Origin of the sequence: Rhizobium etli CFN 42 (assembly GCF_000092045.1) — a bacterium.
Lineage (GTDB): Bacteria > Pseudomonadota > Alphaproteobacteria > Rhizobiales > Rhizobiaceae > Rhizobium > Rhizobium etli.
In genome coordinates, this window is the sequence record NC_007761.1 from 3,416,504 (window position 1) to 3,437,986 (window position 21,483).

Here is a 21,483-nt window from a genome sequence, read left to right on the forward strand (position 1 = left end):
AGAACACTCTACACGTCAGTATTTGCAGGGCTTTTAAGCAGATCGATCAAATTTTACGAAATTTGACTTCTGTGCGGAAGGGCTCGAGACAGGCATAGCAATGCCTGGCCGGCGGCTGGACGGCGGCATCGGCAAAACATCCATGATTGGACGCTGATCGCAGTCTAGAGAATGCGGTCCAGCTTCTTGTTGATATGCAGGTTCGGCATCAATCCCGCGCTTTGAGCGGCATGATAGGATTCTCGCGCCGCATCGAACGAGATCGACCACATAATGGCGCTCAACAGGAGAGCGATAATATAGATCTGGATACGCATCGACCTGCCGATACGGAAAGAGCAAGGCAGTTTTGTGTCGAAAAATGAGCGCATAACGCGAAACAATATGCCTTTGGAGCCGCTGAGTAGGCATGGGACATATTAGAGCGCCTTGCGTGAAATCTATCCTGAAGAGGGTAGGAAAGTCGCAGCTCGTGTCCTCGCCCGGAAGCCTTGGAACATAAAAATCAATCGATTGACTTATTCCAGTAGAGGCACTATAAAATGTCATGATCCGAGAACGCGACAACCCAAATCCGCCAGCTTCAGCCCGCGCCGAGATCGCGCGCCAGAAGATGCTCACCGCCGCTCTCGATGTCTTCGGGCGCTACGGTTTCGAGGGCGCCTCGACACGCCAGCTGACCGAAGCCGCCGGCGTCAACCTGCAGGCGATTCCCTATTATTTCGGCAGCAAGGAAGGCCTCTATATCGCCACCGCCGAATATCTCATGATGCAGATCGACTCCCATGTCAGCGGCATGCGGGCGCGCATTGGCGCGCATCTGATGGCGCTCGACGCAGCTGGCGAGCCGCTGGGCAAAACGGACGCCCGCCTCTTCCTGACCGAAGTTCTCCAGACCATGGTGACGCTCTTCGTCGCTAAGGAATCCGAACCTTGGGCCCGCTTCCTCATCCGCGAGCAGATGGAGCCCACCGAAGCTTTCAAGCGGGTTTATCAAGGCATTATGCGGCCGATGATCGAAATGGGCCGGCGCCTGGTCGGCGCCATTCTCGGCGAGGATCCGGCGTCCGAACATGTGCGCCTGCGCACTTTTAACCTCGTCGGCAGCATCCTCATCTTCCGCTTCGCCCATGCCTCCGTGCTCGCCCAGATGGAATGGGATGCCTTCGGCCCGGAACAGGTAGAAATCCTGCGGGGCGTTGCTGCCGAACTGGCCGATGTCATCGGTTCGCCGAAAGGAGGCGCAGCATGAAACGCATCCTCCCCATCGCGATCCTTCTCTTGGTTGCGGCAGGTGCCGCCGCCTGGTGGTACGGCCTGCCCGAGCGGTTCGGCTGGCTGCCCGAGGCGCGACGCGAATTCGTCCTTTACGGCAATGTCGATATCCGTCAGGTCTCGCTCGGCTTCCGCGTCAGCGGCCGCCTCTCCGAACTGCGCGTCGACGAGGGCGATGTCGTCAAGAGCGGGACGGTCCTGGCGAAGCTCGACGCCGCACCCTATGAATTCGCCGTTCGCTCCGGCGAGGCCAACGCCGCGGCCCTTCGCGCGACGCTCGACAAGCTGAAGGCCGGCCCGCGGCCGACCGAGATCGCCCAGGCGCGAGCTGCCTACGACGAAAGCCTCGCGGATCTGCAGAATGCCAACCTCGCCTATGACCGCGCCCGCCAGCTTCGCCCGCAGGGCACGATTTCCGAAGCGAACCTCGACCAGGCAACCGCTGCAAAGGCGATGGCCGCCGCCCGCTCGCAATCCGCCAGCGAGGCACTGAAGCTGCTGCAGGAAGGCTCGCGCGTCGAGGATATCGCCGCCGCCGACGCCCAGCTGAAGGCCGCCGAGGCCACACTCGCCTCGGCGCGAACTTCGCTCGCAGACACCGAACTGCGTGCTCCGAACGACGGCGTCATCCTCTCCCGGGTGCGGGAAAACGGCGCGATCGTCTCGCCGGCCGATACCGTCTTCGTGCTCTCCCTGACAGAGCCTGTCTGGGTGCGCAGCTATGTCGCCGAACCCGATCTCGGCCGCATCCACCCCGGGATGAAAGTATCCATCGCCTCCGATACCCGGCCGGATAGACCCTATGAAGGCACCATCGGCTTCGTCTCGCCGGTCGCCGAATTCACGCCGAAGTCGGTGGAAACGCCTGAACTGAGGACCGATCTTGTCTATCGCCTGAGGATCGTCATCGACACACCCGGCCCCGACCTGCGGCAGGGCATGCCGGTCACCGTGCGGCTGTCGGCGCCGCCGGCAGGCGGACAATGACCGCCCCCGAACCCAGTCGGGACGCCAAGCGGCTCGTTCGGATCGACGGCGTCACCAAACGCTTCGGCGACGCGCCTCCGGCCCTCGACGCCGTCTCCGGCGCCATCGGCGGCGGGGCGATCACCGGCCTTGTCGGCCCCGACGGCGCCGGCAAGACGACGCTGATCCGGCTGATGACCGGCCTGATGCTGCCCGACACCGGAACGATGAACGTTCTGGGCTTCGACACCAGAAAGAACGCCGCCGGCATTCAGGCGGCGATCGGCTACATGCCGCAGCGCTTCGGTCTTTATGAGGATCTCTCGGTGCAGGAAAACCTCGACCTCTATGCCGATTTGCGCGGCCTGCCGAAGAGCGAACGCGCCGGCGCCTTCGACGAACTGCTGACCTTCACCGACCTCAAGCGCTTCACCACAAGGCTCGCCGGAAAGCTCTCCGGCGGCATGAAACAGAAGCTCGGCCTTGCCTGCGCGCTTCTGAAAAAGCCGCGCCTGCTGCTGCTCGACGAACCCGGCGTCGGCGTCGATCCGATCTCGCGCCGCGACCTCTGGAAGATGGTCGAGAACCTGACGAAGGAAGGAATCGGCGTGGTCTGGTCGACCGCCTATCTCGACGAGGCCGAAGCCTGCGACCACGTGCTGCTCTTGAATCAGGGAAAACTGCTCTTCTCGGGAAAACCGGATGAAATGACCGAGCGCGTCAGCGACCGCGTCTTTCGGGTCTCCGATGTGACTGGCCGCCGTCGGCAGGTTCTCGCCGAACTCCTGCAGGCCGATGGGGTCATCGACGGCGTGATCCAGGGCGAGGCGATCCGCCTCGTCGCGGCCAACGGCAAGACGCCCGATATCGGCAAGGCCGGCGATGGCGCATTGCTTTCCCCCGCCCCACCGCGTTTCGAGGACGCCTTCGTCGATATGCTCGGCGGCGGCCCCGGCGGCCGATCCCGGCTTGCCGAAGCGCAAGAGCCGCTGAAGGCGGAGGGCGACCGCCCGGTGATCGAGGCCAAGGGTCTGACCAAGCGCTTCGGCGATTTCACCGCCGCCGACGACATCAGCTTCGATATTCGCCGCGGCGAGATCTTCGGCCTGCTCGGCCCGAACGGCGCCGGCAAGTCCACCACCTTCAAGATGCTCTGCGGCCTGTTGAAACCGACCGGTGGCGAAGGCCGCGTTGCCGGTTTCGATCTTCGCCGCGACGCCGCCGAAGCGCGCAATCAGCTCGGCTACATGGCGCAGAAATTCTCGCTTTACGGCGATCTTACAGTCATGCAGAACCTGGAATTCTTCGCGGGCGTCTATGGACTTCGCGGCCAGCGCAGGCACGAGCGCATCGAGCTGATGACCGAAATTTTCGATTTCGGCCGCCACGCCCGCGAACCCGCCAAGGATCTGCCGCTCGGGCTCAAGCAACGCCTGGCGCTTGCCTGCGCCGTCATGCACGAACCGCGCGCCCTCTTCCTCGATGAACCGACCTCCGGCGTCGATCCGATCACCCGCCGCGAGTTTTGGACGCATATCAACGGCTTGGTCGAAAAGGGCGTCACCGTGCTCGTCACCACCCATTTTATGGACGAGGCGGAATATTGCGACCGCATTTCGCTGATCTACCGCGGCCGTTCGATCGCGCTCGGTTCTCCCGATGAGTTGAAGGCACGTGTCGCGACGAAGAACGGGCCGGATCCGACGATGGAGGACGCCTTCATCGCACTGGTGCAGCAATCGGAAGCGGAGGATGCCGCATGAGCATTTCCTCCGGCCGGCTCCGGCGTCTTGCAGCTCTGGTGCGCAAGGAAAGCTTCCAGGCGATCCGCGACCCGAGCAGCATCCTCATCGCCTTCGTGTTGCCGCTGATCCTGCTCTTCCTCTTCGGCTACGGCGTCTCGCTCGATACAACGCGCACCCGCATCGGCCTCGTGACCGAGGAGCTGACGCCGCTGACGCAGGACCTCGCGGCCAGCTTCCGGGCCTCGCGCTATTTCGACGTGGTGATCGGCCGTGACCGCCGCCTGTTCGAAGAAGATCTGGTGATCGGAAAGGTGCGCGGCATCGTCGTCATCCCCGCCGATTTCACCACCCGCTACACCGCCGGCAGCCGCCCGCAGGTCCAGGTGATTGTCGACGGCTCCGATCCGAACACGGCGAATTTTGTACAGAACTACGCGCAAGGCGCCATTGCCAACTGGGAACAGCAGAGGCAGGCGGACGTTGCCTCCCACAGTCCCGCCATCGCGGTCGAGCAGCGCTTCTGGTTCAACCCGGAGCTGACCAGTCGCAATTTCCTCGTGCCGGGCTCGATCGCCATCGTGATGACGCTGGTCGGCACATTGCTCACCTCGCTCGTCGTCGCCCGCGAATGGGAGCGCGGGACGATGGAGGCGATGATGGCGACGCCGGTGACGGCCGTCGAGCTGCTTGCCGGCAAGATCCTGCCCTATTTTCTGCTCGGCCTCACCTCGATGACGCTCTGCGTTCTGCTTGCGGTCTTTCTCTTCGGCGTGCCGTTCCGCGGCTCGGTCGCCGGGCTTTATGCCCTATCGGCCGCCTTCCTGATCCCGGCCCTGGGGCAAGGCCTGTTGATCTCGACGGCAACCAAGAACCAGTTCCTCGCCTCGCAGCTGGCGCTGATCTCCGCCTTCCTGCCGGCCTTCCTGCTCTCGGGCTTCCTGTTCGAGATCAACTCCATGCCCAGGATCATCCAGTGGATAACCTTCATCGTGCCGGCCCGCTACCTGATCCCCAGCCTGCAGACGGTGTTTCTCGCCGGCGACATCTGGCCAATGTTCGGACAGGCAATCTCGGTCATGCTGACGATCGGCGGCGTCATGTTCGCGCTCGCCGCACGCAGCACCAGAAAGAGGATCAGCTGAGATGGGATGGACAAGGCTTTACGCCCTCATCGTCAAGGAATTGCTCGCCGTGCTGCGCGACCCCAAGGGCCGCGCCATCCTGATCGGCCCGCCGATCGTCCAGCTTCTCGTCTTTTCCTATGCGGCGACGCTCGAAGTGCGCAATGTCGACGTCATCATCCTCAACCGCGACAGCGGCCATTGGGGCCAGGAGCTGATCGAGCGCATCGATGGCTCGCCGACCTTCCGCAATATCGAGATCGCCGCCGAACAGGCTGAGGTCCAGGTGGCGATCGACAATCAGGCGGTCATCGCCGCGGTCGAAATCGGCCCGGATTTCTCCCGCAATATCGAAGCGGGGACGCCGACCGACCTGCAGGTGGTGCTCGACGGCCGCCGCTCCAACGCCTCGCAGATCGTCGCGGGCTATCTCTCGCAAATCGGCGCAGCGCTTTCCGCCGAGACGCCGGCCGGCAAACGCGCCGGCGCCAGCATCGTCTCATCCGTGCCGCGCAACTGGTTTAACCCGAACCTCACCTATCAATGGTTCATGGTGCCGAACCTGATCGCCAGCATCGCGCTCCTGATCGGCCTGATCGTCACGGCGCTCTCGATCGCCCGCGAGCGCGAGCTCGGCACCTTCGACCAGTTGATGGTCTCGCCGTTGCGCCTGCACGAGATCCTGATTGGCAAGCTGATCCCGCCGATGATGATCGGCCTCTTCCATATCACCGTCTATATCCTCGCCGCCGTCTTCCTCTTCGAGGTGCCGCTGCGCGGCTCGCTCTTCCTGCTTTACGGCAGCGCGATCTTTTATCTCGGTTCTGTTGCCGGACTCGGTCTTTTCATCTCCGCCCTGTCGATGACGCAGCAGCAGGCGATCCTCGGCGCCTTTCTGTTTATGGTCCCGGCCATGCTGCTCTCGGGCTTCGCGACCCCGATCGAAAACATGCCAGGCTGGCTGCAGCCGATAACTTTCGTCAATCCACTGCGCTATTTCCTGGTGATCGTCAAAGGCGTTTTCCTCAAGGATATCCCTTTGAGCGAGGTGGTGAACCAGACGATTCCGCTGGCGCTGATCGCCACCGTTACGCTCAGTGCTGCCGCCTGGCTCTTCCGCCGGCGCTTGGAATAATTCCTCCCGGTGGATGCGTCAGCCGCCTCACAGAATATGAACCGGCCTTCCAAAGCGTGACTCTTTGCTGCGGGAACCTCGATTTGACGACATCGTTAGTCGAGTGCAACCCCAGCAAAGGAGAAGCAAAATGTACAAGATCATACTTGTCTCCGGCGCCCTTGCGCTATCGTCGCTTGCCACCAATGCTCTGGCTGACGGAGCGGTCACCGGTGCAGCTGGTGGCGCCATCACCGGCGCGATCGTCGGTGGTCCTGTGGGTGCCGCCATCGGCGGCGTAGCCGGCGGTGTCGCCGGTGCCGTTGTCGATCCGCCGCCGCGCGAGGTGGTCACCTATGTCGAGCAGCAACCGGCCCCGACCTCCCCTGTGGTCGTCGAGCAGCCGATCGTCGTCGGCAAGCCGCTTCCGGCCGATGTCGTCGTCACTCCGGTGCCCGACAACCCGAAATACGCCTATACCGTCGTCAACGACCGTCGTGTGATCGTTGAACCCCGCACCCATCGAGTCGTGCAGGTCATCGAATAATCAAGCGGTCGAGACCGCCTGCTGCGGCTTGACTACCTCGGGCCCCGCTTCGGTGGGGCCTTTTTCTACGTTTGCACCAACGATCAATCGGCGCGCCATAGCGCGGCAAACCGCCGTCTGAACGGCGGCTTCCATATCCCAAGCAGATATCAGACCTTCAGCTCGCGCCGCTCGCGCTCCGTCACCATGGCGAGATCGAGCACCTTCTGCAGGTTGGCGGCGTGGCGGAAGTTCGGGTCGGGCTGGATGCCGCTTGCTACGGCCTCGGCGAATCGCTGGTAGTTGGTCGGCACCGGCGTCACCTCGATCTCCCTCCAGGTGGCAGTCTCCGCATCCTCGCCGAGGCAACCGCGCAATTCGGAACCGCTGGGGCGATGAATGACCTCAAGGCTGCCCTTCTCGCCATAGATGCGCAGCTTCAACTCGTTCAGATGGCCCGTCGCCCAGCGGCTGGCATGGATGACGCCGAGCGCGCCGTTGGCGAAATCGACCGACATGGTGAAACTGTCATTGGCGTCGAGCATATATTCGCCGATCTGACCGCCCGGCGCCTTGTTGAAGGTCTTCAGCCGCGCAAAGACATGGTCGATGTCGGTCGCGGCGCCATAGGCGGCGAAATCGAGGATGTGGATGCCGACATCGCCGAGCACGCCGTTCGAGCCGTGGCCGGTGGAAAGCCGCCACAGCCAGGTCGATTCGGTACGCCAGTCGCCCCAGGCGCGCGAGACGAGCCAGCTCTGGAGATAGGATGCCTCGACATGCTTGATCGTGCCAAGTTCGCCAGCGAGCACCATCTCGCGGGCGCGCTGCAGCGGCGCGACGTTGCGATAGGTGAGGTTCACCATGTTGATGACACCGGCCTTTTCGGCCGCTTCCGTCATCTCCAGCGCCTTCGGATAGTTTTCCGCCAACGGCTTCTCGCAGAGCGCATGTTTGCCGGCCGCAATCAGCGCCATGGTGGTCGGGTGATGGATGCGATCGGGCGTAATGTTCGTCGCCGCATCGAACTCGCCCCAGGCGATCGCCTCATCCAACGAATGAAACCGCTTTTCGATATTGAACTTGTCGGCAAAGGCGGAAAGCCGGTCGGGATCGGTGTCGACGGCACCAACCACCGTCACCCCGTCGATTTTGCTGAAGTGGGTGAGCTGGTTTTTCGCCATCACGCCCGTGCCAAGAACGAGTAGTCGCATGAATGCTCCTCAGCGGTAACCGGCTTCGCCGGCCTGGTGCAGTTTCGGGCCGCGTTCGACGATCGGCTCCAATGCCTTTTCCACCGGCACATTTGGAGCGTCGGTAATGCCAGTCAACGCGCCTTCAGGGTTGTAGGCCCACTTGACGCCATTGATCAGCACCTTCTGCACCGTAGCGTCGTGATAGGTCGGATAGGTCTCATGGCCCGGGCGGAAATAGAAGATGTTGCCGGCGCCGCGGCGCCAGGTCAGGCCCGAGCGGAACACTTCCCCGCCCTGGAACCAGGAGATGAACACCGTTTCGAGCGGCTCGGGCACCGAGAACTGCTCGCCATACATTTCCTCGTTCTCCAGCTCGAAATGCTCGCCGATGCCGGCGGCGATCGGATGGCGCGGGTTGATCGTCCACAGCCGCTCGCGCTCGCCCGCCTCGCGCCATTTCAGCGCGCAGGGCGTGCCCATCAGCCGCTTGAAGATTTTCGAGAAATGACCGGAATGCAGCACCAGCAGGCCCATGCCCTCCCAGACGCGCTTGGCGACGCGCTCGACGACGACATCGGAGACCGCGCCGTGATCCTTGTGGCCCCACCAGGTCAGGACGTCGGTCTCGGCAAGGCGGGCTTCGCTCAATCCGTGCTCCGGCTCCTGCAGTGTCGCCGTGGTCGCCGAGATGCCAGGATCGGTATTCAGCGCATTGGCGATCGTCGTATGCATGCCTTCCGGATAAATGCCCCGGACGATCGCATTGGTATTCTCGTGAATGTTTTCACCCCACACAACGGTGCGTATGGCCATGCTGTGCTCCTCTGGAAGCAGGAAGGATTGATAAGCGGGAAAAGCAGAATTCAAAGCGCTTTGGAAAAAGGCGCTGAGGTGCGCCTCGATCTCCTCCACGTCGGAGCAACACATAGCGCTTTGTCAGGAGTTTGACAAAGGGGAAATTTGTCGCGCAAACCTTGGAGAAGAATTATAAAATATCGCAGTAAAATCAATGTGAAATGGTTTTCGAGAACAGGTTGACGACGACGACGCCGGATATGATCAGCCCGAGGCCGATGATCGCCGGCAGATCGAGGCGCTGCTTGAAGAAGACGAGGCCGACCGAGGAAATCAGCACGATCCCCAAAGCGCTCCAAATCGCATAGGCGATGCCAACGGGAATGCTCTTCAGCGTCAGCGACAGGCAGTAAAACGCCGCCGCATAGCAAGCGACGACAAGGGCCGTCGGCCCCATGCGGGTGAACTGCTGCGACAATTGCAGCGCAGTCGTGCCGATGACTTCGAGCACGATGGCTGCAAAAAGCAGCCCGTAAATGGCGGCCTGGCTCATGACGGCATTCCTTTCGGATTACTTTCCGGTCAGCTCGACAAGGCGGTTGATGAGATCCCGCCTCAGAGAATCACTGATCTCATGGCTCTCCAGCGTATCGGCAAACCAAAGGCCGTCGGCGGCAAAGCGCACGATCTGCGCATCGAGCGAAGAATCGGTGCCGACATATTCCTCCGCCCGCGCCTGCACCCATCGTCGCCAGCGAAGGCGCAGCCGGGGTTCGGCAAGAAGCGCGATCGTCACCTGCGTCCAGCTCCTTGAATCGTCGGGACGATCCTTGAGGCCGGACACCGCCCTCAAATAGGCGCGGGTGAAACGGCCCTGCGGCTGCGGATCGCCGCGCATCAGTTCCTCGATATCGACGTCGAACTTCTCGAGCAGGCTCTCGAACAGCGCATCGAGCAGCGCATTCTTCGTCGGGAAATGATGCAGCAGCCCGCCCTTGCTGACGCTGGAGGCGGAAGAGACCGCATCGAGCGTGACAGCCGCCATTCCATCGCTGGCAGCAAGCCGCGCTGCGACCTCCAGCAACTGCTGGCGCACGAGAGCCGGTTGTTTCTTGCGATGGTGAGCGTTCGACATAAGATTATAAAGATACCGTCCGGACGGTTTTGTCAAGGAGAAACGGCTGAACTGCTTAAACCGCAAGCATTATGGCGAAATGCCGCGGCACTTTGATGACGGTTGCGATCATTTCCCGCCCGGTGCATGAAGGGTCGGGCGGATGGCAATGATATCGGGGATGGTTTCGTGACGGAAAAGGTCACCACTCTATATGAAGCGATCGGCGGCGATCCCGCCGTGCGGGCGCTGACGCATCGCTTCTACGCGCTGATGGACTCGCTGCAGGAGGCAAAAAACGTGCGCGCCGTGCATCCGCCGAGCCTTCAAGGCAGCGAAGAGAAATTCTACGAATACATGAGCGGCTATCTCGGCGGCCCGCCGCTCTATACCAACAAGCGCGGCCATCCGCGCCTGCGCAGCCGCCATTTTGTCGCCGATATCGGCCCTGTCGAGCGCGACGAATGGTTGCTCTGCTTCCGCCGCGCGCTCGACGAGACGATCGCGAGCCAGGCGTTGCGCGACCTGATCTGGGCGCCGGTCGAGCGCCTTGCCTATCACATGCAGAACAAGGCCCCTGACGAGGAACAGCCATGAGCCTGAACACGCGCCTGGAGCCGGTGCTCTATCTCTTTGCCGGCCTGTTCGGTGTATCAGGCGTGGCGCTCGCCGCCCTTGCCGCCCATGGCGGCGGGCAAGCCAACCTTGCGGCTTCCGCATCGACCATGTGCCTCGCCCACGCCCCTGCCCTGCTGGCACTGGCTCTCGGCGCCGCAAGGCTCAAAACCGCCTGGCTGGCCGGTTTTCTCATGATCGTCGGAACGTTGCTCTTTGCGGGCGACCTCGTCACCCTGCGCTTTACCGGCACCGGCCTCTTCCCCTATGCCGCCCCGACCGGCGGCTGGGCGATGATGCTCGGCTGGCTGGCCGTTGCGGCGGGTGCTGTCTTCCGCGTCAGAGCTTAACCGCGCTGCTGCGGTACGCGACCGAAGCGCAAGAGGTTGCCGTGTGGATCGTGGATGTAGAATTCCTCCATGTTCCACGGCCGCACTTCCATCTCGGTCAGGCGTTCGATGCCCTTTTCGCGATATTCCGCATGAAGGGCGCCGATACCGCCGCCCCTGAGATAGACGGAGGTCTTCTCGCAGAGCCCGGCATCTTCGGTGCGCCAGAAATGCAGTTCCATGTCGTCACGCCGCAGGATGAGATAATCCTCCGCCTGATAGACGACATTGGCAAAGCCAAGCTTGTCTCGATAGAAGGCAAGCGTCGCATCGATATCGAGCGACGGAAGAACCGGCAGGACCTCGATGCGATCAGGCCCCTGGTTCACATGCCGTCGACAACGTTGAAGCCTTCGAAGACCGGCGGCCCCTTGTACATCGCCTTGCGGTCGCCGGCATTGCGGTGCGCGGCGCGGAAATTCTCGGACTTCGTCCAGTTCTGAAAATCCTCTTCGCTCTTCCAGACCGTGTGCGAGGAATAAAGCGTATAGCCCTCCTCTTCGTTGAGCTTGCCGCGCAGCAGGCGGAATTCGACGAAACCGGGCACCTCGGCCAGGCTGGAATCACGGTTGCGCCAGACGGTCTCGAAATCGCCCTCGGTCCCGGTGACGACCTTGAAGCGGTTCATTGCGATGTACATGAAATCTCCTTACGCCTTCCTCTTGGCCGCCCTTGCCGCACGAGAGGGAAAGGCGAGAATATTATTGCCGTTTGCCGCCGCCGCGCCAAGCGGTCTCGTCGTCGCTTCTCCGGGCATGCGCGCCTCCCAGGTCGGGAACAGCGTCACGTTCGGATAGATCTGCTGGCGTCCGGCATGCTGCTGAAAAAGTTCGTAGAGCTCGGGCACGAGGCCGTCGCTGCTCTGCGCGGCGAGCTTGTGCAGGCCGATCATGGTGAAGCCGTCGGGGTGGTGGTCGTTCATCGGGAATTGTCTCGTTCGTTCATCGACTGCAGCGCACGCTCCAGGCTGGACTTGCTGCCGTTGCGCAGCGGAATGAAGGCCTTGCCGAATTTCTTGCAGCCGGTCTTCACCCGCAGGCAGGCATCGTGGCTGATACAGTCGATCGGGCAGAACACACAGTCGACCGAAGGCAGCACGGTATCGATGCGGGAAACCGCTTCGCGCAGGCCGCCGTCGTGATGAATAAGCTCGGCGCCGAAATTGCTGCAGATCTGGCGAAGATGCGCCACCTGGCAGTCACGCCCGCCGACATAGAGGAAGCTGCGGCCATCGAGTTTCGATCGCCCATGGGATGCCTGGCCGGCCTCCTCACCCGCGCTGTCGCGGACCTCCCGGTTCGATCCCTTCTTGCCCTTGCGAGCCATATACCACCCGTTCGCTCGTTGATCGTCACACGATTCCTGCGTGTGCGAACGGACCTTATTAAACTTGATTTTTAGAGTAAAGTATAAAGTAGACTGTTTTGATCATATTTATCGCGGAGTCACCTCGACCGGGAAGGTGTAGGTCCGCGAGGATGCCGCTATGGTATCCGGCATCGCGGGCAGATTGCAGGAGGCCACCCTGGCGAGGGCGGCGCTATCGACCTCGGGGAGCCTCGAGCCGCGTATAACGCTCGATGCGGTGATATCGCCGCTGCGGCTGACGGTGATGCGAACGGTTAAGGTGGCGGGAGCCGCGCGATAGCGAGACTCCATCCGATCGACGCAACGGAACAACCGCGCAACAAGCTTGCCTTTGTAGTTGGCTTCCGACGCGCCGCCTGCTCCATTCCTGCCGCCGGATGTGCGCGAATTATCATTCGAATTGGCGTCTGCCTGTCCGTCCGCGGCACCCCGGCGCGCTTCCTGCTTGGCATCGCCCTCCGAACCCTGTGCTTTCTTCGGCGGCTGTTTTCTTTCCACCACCTTCTTTTCTACAGGCTTCTCTAGTTTCGGCTTCGGTTGCGGAGTAACCACTTCTGTCGGCGGTTCCGGCTCGGGAGAGACGGGAGCCACCTCGACAGGCTTGATTTCTTCGGGTTCGGGCTGCATTGCGGCTGCCGTTGGCGATTCGCTTGACATCACCGGCTGCTCCGGCACCACCGTCGACATCGGCTGTGCGACGGATGTTTCGGCAGGGCTTTCCGATACGAGAACTTCCGGTTCTGCAGTCGCAACCGTCTCGGCTGACTGACGCGTAACGTCCTTTACAGGCTGAACGGTCTCGACCGGCTCTGCGTCAGCCGGCTGCACGGTTTCCGGTTGGACGACCTCCGGCTGTACTTCCGCTGTTTCGACTGGCTTAACCGTATCGGGTTCAACAGCTTCTGGAACCACTTCTTCCTGTATCGTCACCTCGGTGTCGCCGGCTGCGCTCTGATCGGCGTCGGAACTGCCAAGCATGACCACGCTGATGGCCTCGCCCGCCTCCATCAGCGTTTCATCCGAGGGCGCAGGCATCACAATAAGCAACGTGGCGGCCAGCGTCGCATGGAAGATCAGCGAGCAAACACAACTCAGCGCCACCCGCCGCCGCACCGGCGTCTGCTCGTCCTCCTGCTTTTCCACCGACGCATCCATCGGCGGCGCAGGAGCCGGGGTTTCCGGCGCATTTTCCGGATGGTCGGGGAAGGAAGATATCTGGGCGAAACGCGTGTAGTGGATCACCGTTTCGCCGGCCGGCTGGCGTTGCGCGTTGCGCAGTTCCGGAAGCTCGTGGCCGGGATGCATGCCGGGCGTATTGTCGTTCAGACTGTCGTCGGCGTCCGCCTCCCCGACGAGCACCTGTCTCGATCTGGACTTCGCTGAAATCGCCATTGTCTACGCCTCGGACAGCCTGAAACATATCCGCCGGGGTTCCATCCCCGGCGATATCTTAGCCCTCGAAAGGAACGGAAATCTGCGAGCGGGTGACGAGACCCTTCATGCATTCGCCGGCGGCCGGCCCGTCGCAGACTGGCGTGTCGTTGATCAGGATGCGGGTCACCCTCTCGCATTTGACATTCGGCATGTCGAACTGGCGCACCCGCTTCTTGCCCTGCGGCAGATCGCGGAAGTCGAGAACGGTAATGCGGTCGACGGCGTTCGTGTCGTTGAAGAAGGCGAGTTCGAAGGAGACCTTGTTGATGGCGGCAGGCAGCTGGTTGAGCGCGACGAAGGTCATCATGCGGCCCTTCTGCGAGGGCGCCAGCGCGTTGAGCTCGACATCGAGAGAGGCTGCCGGCGCCGTCTCCTGTGCCTGGCATACGCCCGCAACCGCCATCAATAAGCCGGCTGCAGCAGCCGCAAACCTGATCGTCATATGCTTCTCCGTCATTACCGCAGGCCGCCGTCAGACAGCTTCATCTCAGCAATCCCTAAAACTTGACTGCATTAGTATCCTATTGCGTCTTTAAAAAAGTATGAGTAAGAAAGTCAAGTTAATTGTCGCCACAACCGGAGACTACCGATCCCCGGCCTCATGGAATTGCCAACCGAAATGATGGTTGAAAAGCCAGATAGCTTTAAGCATGCGCCACTGCCCAGCGAGCCGGCGGCGCAACAGCGGATCGTCGAAAGCGCGGATCTCTTCCGCGGCACGAACGAGATCATGATCAAACACGACGGGCTGGTCTACCGCCTGAAGATCACCCGCCAGGGCAAGCTCATTCTCAATAAATAGGACCATAAGTAGGTAAGACATGACTGAGCAGAAAAGACCATCGCCGGCCGAAATCCGTGCGTTTCGCGCCGAAAATCCGAAAATGCGTGAGCGCGACATCGCCGCCCGGCTGAAGATTTCCGAGGCAGCCCTCGTCGCCGCCGAAACCGGCATCAGCATCACCCGCATCGACGGCAGCGCGACGAAGCTTCTCGAGCGCGTGGAACGCCTCGGCGAGGTGATGGCTCTGTCGCGCAACGAAAGCGCGGTGCACGAAAAGATCGGCGTTTTCGAAAACATCAAGACCGGCATGCAGAGCGCAATCGTGCTGGGTGAGAATATCGACCTGCGCATCTTCCCGAGCCGCTGGGAGCACGGCTTCGCCGTCTCCAAGAAGGATGGCGATCAGGAACGCCTCAGCCTGCAATATTTCGACAAGGCAGGGAACGCCGTGCATAAGGTGCACCTGCGCCCGAATTCGAATATCCAGGCCTATCATGCGATCGTCGCCGAGCTGAAGCTCGAAGACCAGTCTCAGGAATTCGTCGAGGCCGAGGTCTCGAATACCGCCGACGAAGCTGCCGATGTCAGCCGCGACGAGCTACGCGAAAACTGGCGCAAGCTGACCGATACCCACGAATTCTTCGGCATGCTGAAGCGCCTGAAGATCGGCCGCCAGGCGGCCATCCGCAACGTCGGCGACGACTATGCCTGGAAGCTCGACAACACCGCGACCGCCGAGATGATGCATGCTTCGGTGAAATCGGGCCTGCCGATCATGTGCTTCGTAGCCAATAGCGGCATCGTTCAGATCCATTCCGGGCCGATCTTCAATGTGCAGGCGATGGGGCCGTGGATCAACATCATGGACCCGACCTTCCACCTGCATCTGCGCCAGGATCACATCGCCGAGACCTGGGCCGTGCGCAAGCCGACCAGGGACGGCCACGTCACCTCGCTGGAGGCCTACAATGTCGAAGGCGAGATGATCATCCAGTTCTTCGGCAAGCGAAAGGAAGGCTTCGGCGAACGCAGCGAATGGCGCGAGATCATCGAAAGCCTGCCGCGGGCAGCAAGTGTCGCCGCATAAGGATCACAGCAATGACGATGCGTAACAACCTGCGCGGGAATCGCCTTTGGGAGCTGGCCCTGACGGCAGCCGTCTTCGCACTGCCGCTGATCCCCACGGCGCCGGCCGGCAATAGCTTTGCCTTCGTCCACGTCGCCTATGCCGAGGAGAAGAGGCTCGACACCTCACGCCTGGTTTCGGTCGGCGGCGACGTCACCGAGATCATCTATGCGCTCGGCGAGGAAAGCCGGCTGATCGCCCGCGATACCACAAGCCTCTATCCGGAGGCGGCGCTGAAGCTGCCGAACGTCGGATACATGCGCGCGCTCTCGCCGGAAGGCATTCTTGCCATGAACCCGACCACGATCATCGCCGTCGAAGGGTCCGGTCCGCCGGAGGCGCTTGCTGTGCTGAAGAATGCCAGCGTGCCCTTCGAGACCGTGCCGAGCACTTTTACCCGCGACGGCATCATCGCCAAGATCGACCGGGTCGGCACGCTGCTCGGCGTACCCGACAAGGCGAAGGCGCTCGAAGAAAAGGTCGCGACCGATCTCGATGCGGCGATCGCCGATGCCGAAAAGCGCCCTGAGACCGAGCGCAAGCGCGTTCTCTTCATCCTCAGCGCCCAGAACGGCCGGATCATGGCATCTGGCACCGGCACGGCGGCCGACGGCGTCATCAAGCTCGCCGGCGCGGTCAACGCCGTGGGCGTATTCCCGGGCTACAAGCCGCTGACGGACGAGGCGATCATCGAAGCCAAGCCCGACATTATTCTGATGATGAACCGCGGCGATGGCGCCAGCACCAAGAATGAGGACCTGCTGGCGCAGCCGGCAATTGCGCTGACGCCGGCCGGCGAGAAGAAAGCGATCATCAGGATGGACGGCGTCTACCTGCTCGGCTTCGGCCCGCGCACGGCAGCCGCCGTGCGGGACCTGAACGCGGCGATCTACGGGGGCTGATCATGGCCCTGCCGCAAGCCATGACGGAACGAAGGCGACGATTTCCGCTGGCAGAGATGCGTGACATCAGGCAGGCGGGCGACAGGACGCGCCTCGCCCTGCTGGCGATAGCCCTGCTCGTCGCCGGCTCTATCTTCTCGATGCTGGTTTCGGTGACGACGGGCGCCTCGGATGCCTCGATCGTCGACGTCATCGCCAACATCGCCGGCTCCGAGACGGCGCTCAGCGCCCGCGACCGCATCATCATCTTCGATATCCGTCTGCCCCGCACGATTCTCGGCTTCCTCATCGGCGCCTCGCTGGCGGTTTCGGGCACGGTGATGCAGGGCCTGTTCCGCAATCCGCTGGCCGATCCCGGCCTTGTCGGCGTCTCCTCCGGCGCAAGCTTCGGAGCGGTCGCAATGATCGTGCTCGGCGGTGGTCTCGCAGCCCCGTTCGAGGCGCCTCTCGGCATCTACGCACTGCCCGCGGCTGCCTTCGGCGGCGGCCTCGCCACGACGCTGCTGCTCTACAGGATCGCCACCCGTCACGGCCAGACGTCCGTGGCGACGATGCTGCTGGCCGGCATTGCGCTCGGCGCGCTTGCGCTGGCCCTGACCGGCCTGCTGATCTACATGGCGAACGACCAGCAGCTGCGCGACCTAACCTTCTGGAGCATGGGCTCGCTTGCCGGCGCCACATGGACGAAGATCGCCGCCGCCGGCCCGATCGTGCTTCTGTCCTTCACCGCCCTTCCCTTCATGGCCCGCGGCCTCAATGCCATCACGCTCGGCGAGGCCGCTGCCTTTCACATGGGCGTCCCAGTACAGCGGCTGAAGAATGTCGCGATCGTCGGCGTCGCGGCCGCGACCGGCGCTTCCGTCGCCGTCAGCGGCGGCATCGGCTTCGTCGGCATCGTCGTGCCGCACATCCTGCGCATGGCGATCGGCCCGGACCATCGTTTCCTGCTGCCGGCCGCAGCCCTTCTCGGCGGCTCGCTGCTGATCTTCGCCGACGTGCTGGCGCGCACCCTGGTCGCTCCTGCCGAGCTGCCGATCGGCATCATCACCGCCGCGGTCGGTGGACCGTTCTTCCTGTGGATCCTGCTGAAGCAGCGTTCGCGCCTTGCCCTCTGAGCGACTTGTGAGCGACGTCAGATGATCGAAGTTTCCGGCCTCTCCGTGCGCCTTTCCGGCAAATCGATCATCAGCGACGTCACCTTTGCCGCAAAGGCCGGCGAGCTGACGGCGATCGCCGGACCGAACGGCTCCGGCAAGACAACGACGATGAAGGCGATATCAGGCGAGCTCGCCTATGACGGCTCGGTGCGCATCGGCGGCGACGAGGTGAAGGGGCTGAAACCCTGGCAGCTTGCCGCCGTTCGCGGCGTGCTGCCGCAGGCAAGCACCATTTCCTTTCCCTTCACCGTGCGCGAGATCGTCCGAATGGGCCTGACCTCGGGCCTGAACCTGCACCCCGACAAATCAGATCAGGCGGCCGCCGCCGCTCTCGCTTCCGTCGACCTTGTCGGCTTCGAAGGCCGCTTTTACCAGGAGCTTTCGGGCGGCGAACAGCAGCGCGTGCAGCTTGCCCGCGTGCTCTGCCAGATTTCCGAACCCATCGTCGACGGCAAGCCCTGCTGGCTGCTGCTCGACGAACCGGTTTCGAGCCTCGACATCAGCCACCAGCTGACCATCATGACGCTCGCCCGCAATTTCTGCAAACGCGGCGGCGGCGTCATCGCCGTCATGCACGACCTGAACCTGACCGCTCTTTTTGCCGACCGCGTCGTCCTGATCAAGTCAGGCCGGCTCGCCGCCGCCGGCAGCATCGAGGAAGTGCTGACCGACGCGACGATGCTTTCGGTCTTTGGTTGCGCGCTGCGGATCAATCAGATCCCGGCTGATGGCACGCCTTTCGTGCTCGCCCACAGCGCCCTCTCCTGTCCCTGAGCCTGCGCGCGCGGAACTTTTGCCCCGTCAAAACGTTGTCGGCAATGATCTGGGTCAATGCCGGGCGACATCATTCATGCAACGGACGGTGGTGACCCTCGTGCGAAACAGGCGGGCTCGCGCGCGCCCCAGCCAATGGAGACAGCAATGAGCTATTCTATCTTCCAGTCCGGCCGCAGCCGCCGCAACGGCACCTTCCACCATCTCGAATCCAGTATCGAAGAACAGCTCGAGGCATTGCGCGACGAGCTCGCCGAACTGACGCGCCTCGTCGGCAAGAACTCGCGCCACCAGAGCGAGAAGATTCGCAGCCAAGCCAACGCCGGCTATGAGGAACTGCTCAGCCGCAGCGAGGATCTCCTGCGCGAGCTGCAGCACGGCTATGAGCGCGGAGCCACCGAAATGCGCGAGACGGTGCGCAAACATCCGCTGGCAACCATCGGCGCCGCTGCCGCTTTCGGCTTGGCCATCGCCTTCCTCGCCCGTCGCTGAGGAAGCGCGATGCTCTCGATCCTTAGCCTGCTGACGGGCGCAAGCGTGCATCGGACCGTCGCGCGCGTCAAACGCAGCAGCATCTTCATTGCGCTTGCCGCGCTCTTCCTCCTCACAGCCTATGCGCTGGCGGTGGCCGCCGGCGCCATTTGGCTCGCCGGCATCTACGGTCCGCTCGCCGCCGTCCTCTTCCTGGCCGTCGGCGCGCTGCTGATCGCAATCATCATGCTGGTGGTGATGTCGATCATCAACGCCCGCGAGGCACGCCGCGCCCGCGATCGCCGTGCGGCGCTGGAATCTCTGGCGACGGTCGGCATCGGCCTCGTCCGCGCCCAACCGCTGCTCACCGCCGGCGTCCTGGCCGCCATCGTCGCGGCCAATCTTATGGGTTCGAAGCGGGAGGATTAAGGGAGCCACTCGCTCGCCTACAAGAACAGAGGTAGGAAGGTGTGCTATCCCCTTTCTACACGCAAGCAAAAGACTCTCCCTCATTCCTGTGACAGGCACAGGAACGAAGGAGGAGGGGTAGTGCCTCGAATAACAACCGCCACAGCGTCCGCCCCGTGCGCCGGCGCGCCCACGAGGCAGCCCGCTTCCTTTTCAAGCACAATCGCTTGTCAGAACGCAAAAGCCTTCGATGTCAGCGGCGCCGAAGTCGCATCCGGGCCGAAATCGGCCTCGCCTGAAATTTGCAGCAGTTCCTGCAGGCGCTGCCGCGCCCGGTTGACACGGCTTTTGATGGTGCCAACGGCGCAGCCGCAGATTTCGGCCGCCTCTTCGTATGAAAAACCTGAGGCACCGACGAGAATGATCGCCTCGCGCTGGTCCGGCGGCAGCTGATCGAGCGCCTTCTTGAAATCCTGGAGATCGAGCGCGCCATACTGCGAGGGATGCATGGCCATCGATTCCGTGAACAGCCCGTCGCTGTCCTGCACCTCGCGACCGCTCTTGCGCATCTGGCTGTAGAGTTCGTTACGCAGGATCGTGAAGAGCCAGGCCTTCATATTGGTGCCCATCTCGAAATGGTCCTGCTTGGCCCAGGCCTTCATGATGGTGTCCTGGACGAGATCGTCGGCGCGATCGTGGCGTCCGATCAGCGAAATGGCAAAGGCGCGAAGGCTAGGGAGGGCCGCCAGCAATTCCCGCTTAAAGCTGGGTTGCAGTTTCTCTTCCATGCGACGATCCTATTCGGCCATCTTGGCAGAAGCCATCATTTCAGCATGGTCGAGCTTTTCGAGAAGGTCGAGAAAACGATCGGGGATCGCCTCTTCCTGTGCCGCGGCATAGAGCGACCGCAGCTTGACGCCGATCTGGTTGTTCGGGTCCAGAATATCGCTTGCCCGCAGCTCCAGCTTCCGCTGATCCGCCGCCTCTTTATTTCGTGTAGTCATCAACTCGTCTTCTCACCGTTATCTGTTCCAGAGGCGTGCAATCAAGAAATCAACCACCGACACCGACCGTTCCACTATCGATATCGCTGATATTTGCCGCGGCATGGATCAAAATGCTACGCCCCTTCTTTGTCGGGTGGAATAATGCGGCGCGACAAAAAAAGTTCCTGCCGTTCCGGAACTTTTTTACCAAGGCAGCGTTAACTGCCCATTGAACCTACGACCGGCCTGCATACGGGAGCCCTTGATGACACTTTCTACTCGAATTGCGCCGCACCTTCCTTATCTGCGTCGCTATTCCCGCGCCCTTACCGGCACCCAGACTTCAGGCGATGCTTATGTCGCTGCCGTTCTCGAAGCCATTATAGCCGATTTGTCGATTTTCCCGGATACGGCCAATGACCGGGTCGCACTTTACAAACTGTTCACGCAACTGTTTGGTTCCACCGCGGTCCAGATTCCGGAGCCGACTTCCCCTTATGCATGGGAACAGCGCGCCACGCTCAACCTGTCCAAGGTTTCGCCGGGCGCCCGTCAGGCCTTCCTGCTCGCCTCGGTGGAGAATTTTCGCGTTGCAGAAATCGCGGAAATTCTCGAACTCGATGAACAGGATGTCATGCAGTTGCTCAACAAGGCCTCGCAGGAAATCTCCCGTCAGGTCGCAACCGACATCATGATTATCGAGGATGAACCGCTGATCGCTATGGACATAGAGCAGATGGTCGAAAGCCTCGGCCATCGTGTCACCGGCATTGCCCGCACGCATGCTGAAGCCGTAGCGCTCTACAACAAGACAAAGCCGAGCATGGTGCTCGCTGACATCCAGCTTGCCGACGGCAGTTCCGGCATAGACGCGGTCAACGACATCCTCAAGACGTCGAGTGTGCCGGTGATCTTCATCACCGCGTTCCCGGAACGGCTTTTGACGGGCGAACGCCCCGAACCCACTTTCCTCGTCACCAAACCGTTCAATCCCGACATGGTCAAAGCCCTGATCAGTCAAGCGCTTTTCTTCAATGAATCGACCAAGGTAGCCGCCTGAGACGCAATTTTCCGGTTCTCGGAACCAAACGACCGAGACAGGCGTTCCGGTGCTACCGGGCCGCCCCGATGAGTTTAACGGTTTTTGCAACGCTTTATTCTAGAGTTGGCACGGGTGGCGCGGCGTTCCGTTAAGCGACGCTCCGAGATGTCACAGG

Annotated in this window: 29 protein-coding genes; 16 read left to right on the forward strand and 13 right to left on the reverse strand. The window is 62.0% G+C overall.

Annotation, left to right across the window (positions count from 1 at the left end; all coding sequences use genetic code 11):
- Positions 1 to 164 precede the first annotated feature (164 nt).
- On the reverse strand, positions 165 to 317 hold the full coding sequence (locus RHE_RS33680; RefSeq protein WP_009988813.1) for a hypothetical protein: 153 nt from the start codon (positions 315 to 317) through the stop codon (positions 165 to 167).
- Positions 318 to 547: 230 nt separating this feature from the next.
- Here RHE_RS33680 and RHE_RS16625 point away from each other — a divergent pair, with 230 nt between their 5' ends.
- The 6 genes from RHE_RS16625 (at position 548) to RHE_RS16650 (ending at position 6,768) form a co-directional block, all read left to right on the forward strand.
- On the forward strand, positions 548 to 1,252 hold the full coding sequence (locus RHE_RS16625) for a CerR family C-terminal domain-containing protein (protein WP_011426483.1): 705 nt from the start codon (positions 548 to 550) through the stop codon (positions 1,250 to 1,252).
- Positions 1,249 to 2,262, forward strand: a complete 1,014-nt coding sequence (hlyD, locus tag RHE_RS16630) for a secretion protein HlyD (RefSeq protein ID WP_011426484.1) — start codon at positions 1,249 to 1,251, stop codon at positions 2,260 to 2,262. The genes RHE_RS16625 and hlyD overlap by 4 nt, the downstream gene beginning before the upstream one ends.
- Positions 2,259 to 4,004, forward strand: a complete 1,746-nt coding sequence (locus RHE_RS16635; RefSeq protein ID WP_011426485.1) for an ATP-binding cassette domain-containing protein — start codon at positions 2,259 to 2,261, stop codon at positions 4,002 to 4,004. The genes hlyD and RHE_RS16635 overlap by 4 nt, the downstream gene beginning before the upstream one ends.
- Positions 4,001 to 5,128 (forward strand): ABC transporter permease, encoded by a 1,128-nt coding sequence (locus RHE_RS16640; protein WP_011426486.1) that lies wholly within the window; start codon positions 4,001 to 4,003, stop codon positions 5,126 to 5,128. The genes RHE_RS16635 and RHE_RS16640 overlap by 4 nt, the downstream gene beginning before the upstream one ends.
- A 1-nt stretch (position 5,129) precedes the next feature.
- Positions 5,130 to 6,242: an ABC transporter permease gene (locus RHE_RS16645; RefSeq protein WP_011426487.1), complete on the forward strand. Its 1,113-nt coding sequence runs from the start codon at positions 5,130 to 5,132 to the stop codon at positions 6,240 to 6,242.
- Between the two features lie 130 nt (positions 6,243 to 6,372).
- The gene (locus RHE_RS16650; RefSeq protein WP_011426488.1) at positions 6,373 to 6,768 is read left to right on the forward strand and encodes a DUF1236 domain-containing protein; all 396 of its coding nucleotides are present in this window, start codon (positions 6,373 to 6,375) and stop codon (positions 6,766 to 6,768) included.
- A 149-nt stretch (positions 6,769 to 6,917) separates the two neighbouring features.
- Here RHE_RS16650 and RHE_RS16655 read toward each other — a convergent pair whose 3' ends face one another.
- The 4 genes from RHE_RS16655 to RHE_RS16670 form a co-directional block, all read right to left on the reverse strand.
- A complete protein-coding gene (locus tag RHE_RS16655; protein ID WP_011426489.1) occupies positions 6,918 to 7,961 on the reverse strand; it encodes a Gfo/Idh/MocA family protein in 1,044 nt (347 codons plus the stop codon).
- Positions 7,962 to 7,970: 9 nt separating this feature from the next.
- Positions 7,971 to 8,756, reverse strand: coding sequence for a ThuA domain-containing protein (locus RHE_RS16660; RefSeq protein ID WP_011426490.1), 786 nt, complete (start codon positions 8,754 to 8,756; stop codon positions 7,971 to 7,973).
- Between the two features lie 193 nt (positions 8,757 to 8,949).
- Entirely contained in the window at positions 8,950 to 9,291 is a 342-nt protein-coding gene (locus tag RHE_RS16665) for a DMT family transporter (protein WP_011426491.1), read from the reverse strand.
- A gap of 18 nt (positions 9,292 to 9,309) precedes the next feature.
- Positions 9,310 to 9,873 (reverse strand): TetR/AcrR family transcriptional regulator, encoded by a 564-nt coding sequence (locus RHE_RS16670; protein ID WP_042118936.1) that lies wholly within the window; start codon positions 9,871 to 9,873, stop codon positions 9,310 to 9,312.
- Between the two features lie 168 nt (positions 9,874 to 10,041).
- Between RHE_RS16670 and RHE_RS16675 the strand changes: the two genes are divergently transcribed.
- Both RHE_RS16675 and RHE_RS16680 read left to right on the forward strand, forming a co-directional pair.
- Complete coding sequence (locus tag RHE_RS16675) at positions 10,042 to 10,449, forward strand: group II truncated hemoglobin (RefSeq protein ID WP_011426493.1); 408 nt, start codon at positions 10,042 to 10,044, stop codon at positions 10,447 to 10,449.
- Positions 10,446 to 10,817, forward strand: coding sequence for a DUF423 domain-containing protein (locus tag RHE_RS16680; RefSeq protein WP_011426494.1), 372 nt, complete (start codon positions 10,446 to 10,448; stop codon positions 10,815 to 10,817). The genes RHE_RS16675 and RHE_RS16680 overlap by 4 nt, the downstream gene beginning before the upstream one ends.
- On the opposite strand, the gene RHE_RS16685 is transcribed toward RHE_RS16680, so the two are convergent.
- From RHE_RS16685 to RHE_RS16710, 6 genes are all read right to left on the reverse strand, one after another.
- Positions 10,814 to 11,185 carry a bleomycin resistance protein gene (locus RHE_RS16685; RefSeq protein WP_011426495.1) on the reverse strand — a complete coding sequence of 124 codons (372 nt, stop codon included), beginning with the start codon at positions 11,183 to 11,185 and terminating at the stop codon, positions 10,814 to 10,816. The two genes, RHE_RS16680 and RHE_RS16685, sit on opposite strands and share 4 nt — an antisense overlap.
- Positions 11,182 to 11,496, reverse strand: coding sequence for an antibiotic biosynthesis monooxygenase family protein (locus RHE_RS16690; protein WP_011426496.1), 315 nt, complete (start codon positions 11,494 to 11,496; stop codon positions 11,182 to 11,184). The genes RHE_RS16685 and RHE_RS16690 overlap by 4 nt, the downstream gene beginning before the upstream one ends.
- 9 nt (positions 11,497 to 11,505) lie before the next feature.
- Positions 11,506 to 11,778 (reverse strand): hypothetical protein, encoded by a 273-nt coding sequence (locus tag RHE_RS16695; protein ID WP_011426497.1) that lies wholly within the window; start codon positions 11,776 to 11,778, stop codon positions 11,506 to 11,508.
- Positions 11,775 to 12,182 carry a DUF2325 domain-containing protein gene (locus tag RHE_RS16700; RefSeq protein WP_011426498.1) on the reverse strand — a complete coding sequence of 136 codons (408 nt, stop codon included), beginning with the start codon at positions 12,180 to 12,182 and terminating at the stop codon, positions 11,775 to 11,777. Before RHE_RS16700 ends, RHE_RS16695 begins: the two co-directional genes overlap by 4 nt.
- 108 nt (positions 12,183 to 12,290) lie before the next feature.
- On the reverse strand, positions 12,291 to 13,616 hold the full coding sequence (locus RHE_RS16705) for an energy transducer TonB family protein (RefSeq protein WP_011426499.1): 1,326 nt from the start codon (positions 13,614 to 13,616) through the stop codon (positions 12,291 to 12,293).
- 58 nt (positions 13,617 to 13,674) lie between these two features.
- Positions 13,675 to 14,100, reverse strand: coding sequence for a hypothetical protein (locus RHE_RS16710; RefSeq protein ID WP_011426500.1), 426 nt, complete (start codon positions 14,098 to 14,100; stop codon positions 13,675 to 13,677).
- Between the two features lie 177 nt (positions 14,101 to 14,277).
- On the opposite strand from RHE_RS16710, the gene hemP reads away from it, so the two are divergent.
- From hemP to RHE_RS16745, 7 genes are all read left to right on the forward strand, one after another.
- Positions 14,278 to 14,460 (forward strand): hemin uptake protein HemP, encoded by a 183-nt coding sequence (gene hemP / locus RHE_RS16715; RefSeq protein WP_011426501.1) that lies wholly within the window; start codon positions 14,278 to 14,280, stop codon positions 14,458 to 14,460.
- A gap of 19 nt (positions 14,461 to 14,479) precedes the next feature.
- Complete coding sequence (locus RHE_RS16720) at positions 14,480 to 15,529, forward strand: hemin-degrading factor (protein ID WP_011426502.1); 1,050 nt, start codon at positions 14,480 to 14,482, stop codon at positions 15,527 to 15,529.
- 11 nt (positions 15,530 to 15,540) lie between these two features.
- Positions 15,541 to 16,470 carry a heme/hemin ABC transporter substrate-binding protein gene (locus tag RHE_RS16725; RefSeq protein ID WP_011426503.1) on the forward strand — a complete coding sequence of 310 codons (930 nt, stop codon included), beginning with the start codon at positions 15,541 to 15,543 and terminating at the stop codon, positions 16,468 to 16,470.
- A 2-nt stretch (positions 16,471 to 16,472) separates the two neighbouring features.
- Positions 16,473 to 17,585 carry a FecCD family ABC transporter permease gene (locus RHE_RS16730; RefSeq protein WP_011426504.1) on the forward strand — a complete coding sequence of 371 codons (1,113 nt, stop codon included), beginning with the start codon at positions 16,473 to 16,475 and terminating at the stop codon, positions 17,583 to 17,585.
- A 21-nt stretch (positions 17,586 to 17,606) separates the two neighbouring features.
- Positions 17,607 to 18,401: a heme ABC transporter ATP-binding protein gene (locus tag RHE_RS16735; protein ID WP_011426505.1), complete on the forward strand. Its 795-nt coding sequence runs from the start codon at positions 17,607 to 17,609 to the stop codon at positions 18,399 to 18,401.
- A gap of 147 nt (positions 18,402 to 18,548) precedes the next feature.
- The gene (locus RHE_RS16740; protein WP_011426506.1) at positions 18,549 to 18,893 is read left to right on the forward strand and encodes a DUF883 family protein; all 345 of its coding nucleotides are present in this window, start codon (positions 18,549 to 18,551) and stop codon (positions 18,891 to 18,893) included.
- A gap of 9 nt (positions 18,894 to 18,902) precedes the next feature.
- A complete protein-coding gene (locus RHE_RS16745) occupies positions 18,903 to 19,301 on the forward strand; it encodes a hypothetical protein (RefSeq protein WP_020922073.1) in 399 nt (132 codons plus the stop codon).
- Between the two features lie 209 nt (positions 19,302 to 19,510).
- On the opposite strand, the gene RHE_RS16750 is transcribed toward RHE_RS16745, so the two are convergent.
- Both RHE_RS16750 and RHE_RS16755 read right to left on the reverse strand, forming a co-directional pair.
- A complete protein-coding gene (locus RHE_RS16750; RefSeq protein WP_011426507.1) occupies positions 19,511 to 20,068 on the reverse strand; it encodes an RNA polymerase sigma factor in 558 nt (185 codons plus the stop codon).
- Between the two features lie 9 nt (positions 20,069 to 20,077).
- Entirely contained in the window at positions 20,078 to 20,284 is a 207-nt protein-coding gene (locus RHE_RS16755; protein ID WP_011426508.1) for a NepR family anti-sigma factor, read from the reverse strand.
- A 247-nt stretch (positions 20,285 to 20,531) separates the two neighbouring features.
- Here RHE_RS16755 and RHE_RS16760 point away from each other — a divergent pair, with 247 nt between their 5' ends.
- Positions 20,532 to 21,326 (forward strand): response regulator, encoded by a 795-nt coding sequence (locus RHE_RS16760; protein WP_011426509.1) that lies wholly within the window; start codon positions 20,532 to 20,534, stop codon positions 21,324 to 21,326.
- Positions 21,327 to 21,483: the final 157 nt, after the last annotated feature.

Coding starts and splice junctions, on each gene's coding strand:
- RHE_RS33680 (WP_009988813.1), bottom strand. CDS start 317: ATGCGTATCCAGATCTATATTATCGCTCTCCTGTTGAGCGCCATTATG.
- RHE_RS16625 (WP_011426483.1), top strand. CDS start 548: ATGATCCGAGAACGCGACAACCCAAATCCGCCAGCTTCAGCCCGCGCC.
- hlyD (WP_011426484.1), top strand. CDS start 1,249: ATGAAACGCATCCTCCCCATCGCGATCCTTCTCTTGGTTGCGGCAGGT.
- RHE_RS16635 (WP_011426485.1), top strand. CDS start 2,259: ATGACCGCCCCCGAACCCAGTCGGGACGCCAAGCGGCTCGTTCGGATC.
- RHE_RS16640 (WP_011426486.1), top strand. CDS start 4,001: ATGAGCATTTCCTCCGGCCGGCTCCGGCGTCTTGCAGCTCTGGTGCGC.
- RHE_RS16645 (WP_011426487.1), top strand. CDS start 5,130: ATGGGATGGACAAGGCTTTACGCCCTCATCGTCAAGGAATTGCTCGCC.
- RHE_RS16650 (WP_011426488.1), top strand. CDS start 6,373: ATGTACAAGATCATACTTGTCTCCGGCGCCCTTGCGCTATCGTCGCTT.
- RHE_RS16655 (WP_011426489.1), bottom strand. CDS start 7,961: ATGCGACTACTCGTTCTTGGCACGGGCGTGATGGCGAAAAACCAGCTC.
- RHE_RS16660 (WP_011426490.1), bottom strand. CDS start 8,756: ATGGCCATACGCACCGTTGTGTGGGGTGAAAACATTCACGAGAATACC.
- RHE_RS16665 (WP_011426491.1), bottom strand. CDS start 9,291: ATGAGCCAGGCCGCCATTTACGGGCTGCTTTTTGCAGCCATCGTGCTC.
- RHE_RS16670 (WP_042118936.1), bottom strand. CDS start 9,873: ATGTCGAACGCTCACCATCGCAAGAAACAACCGGCTCTCGTGCGCCAG.
- RHE_RS16680 (WP_011426494.1), top strand. CDS start 10,446: ATGAGCCTGAACACGCGCCTGGAGCCGGTGCTCTATCTCTTTGCCGGC.
- RHE_RS16690 (WP_011426496.1), bottom strand. CDS start 11,496: ATGTACATCGCAATGAACCGCTTCAAGGTCGTCACCGGGACCGAGGGC.
- RHE_RS16695 (WP_011426497.1), bottom strand. CDS start 11,778: ATGAACGACCACCACCCCGACGGCTTCACCATGATCGGCCTGCACAAG.
- RHE_RS16700 (WP_011426498.1), bottom strand. CDS start 12,182: ATGGCTCGCAAGGGCAAGAAGGGATCGAACCGGGAGGTCCGCGACAGC.
- RHE_RS16705 (WP_011426499.1), bottom strand. CDS start 13,616: ATGGCGATTTCAGCGAAGTCCAGATCGAGACAGGTGCTCGTCGGGGAG.
- RHE_RS16710 (WP_011426500.1), bottom strand. CDS start 14,100: ATGACGATCAGGTTTGCGGCTGCTGCAGCCGGCTTATTGATGGCGGTT.
- hemP (WP_011426501.1), top strand. CDS start 14,278: ATGATGGTTGAAAAGCCAGATAGCTTTAAGCATGCGCCACTGCCCAGC.
- RHE_RS16720 (WP_011426502.1), top strand. CDS start 14,480: ATGACTGAGCAGAAAAGACCATCGCCGGCCGAAATCCGTGCGTTTCGC.
- RHE_RS16725 (WP_011426503.1), top strand. CDS start 15,541: ATGACGATGCGTAACAACCTGCGCGGGAATCGCCTTTGGGAGCTGGCC.
- RHE_RS16730 (WP_011426504.1), top strand. CDS start 16,473: ATGGCCCTGCCGCAAGCCATGACGGAACGAAGGCGACGATTTCCGCTG.
- RHE_RS16735 (WP_011426505.1), top strand. CDS start 17,607: ATGATCGAAGTTTCCGGCCTCTCCGTGCGCCTTTCCGGCAAATCGATC.
- RHE_RS16740 (WP_011426506.1), top strand. CDS start 18,549: ATGAGCTATTCTATCTTCCAGTCCGGCCGCAGCCGCCGCAACGGCACC.
- RHE_RS16745 (WP_020922073.1), top strand. CDS start 18,903: ATGCTCTCGATCCTTAGCCTGCTGACGGGCGCAAGCGTGCATCGGACC.
- RHE_RS16750 (WP_011426507.1), bottom strand. CDS start 20,068: ATGGAAGAGAAACTGCAACCCAGCTTTAAGCGGGAATTGCTGGCGGCC.
- RHE_RS16755 (WP_011426508.1), bottom strand. CDS start 20,284: ATGACTACACGAAATAAAGAGGCGGCGGATCAGCGGAAGCTGGAGCTG.
- RHE_RS16760 (WP_011426509.1), top strand. CDS start 20,532: ATGACACTTTCTACTCGAATTGCGCCGCACCTTCCTTATCTGCGTCGC.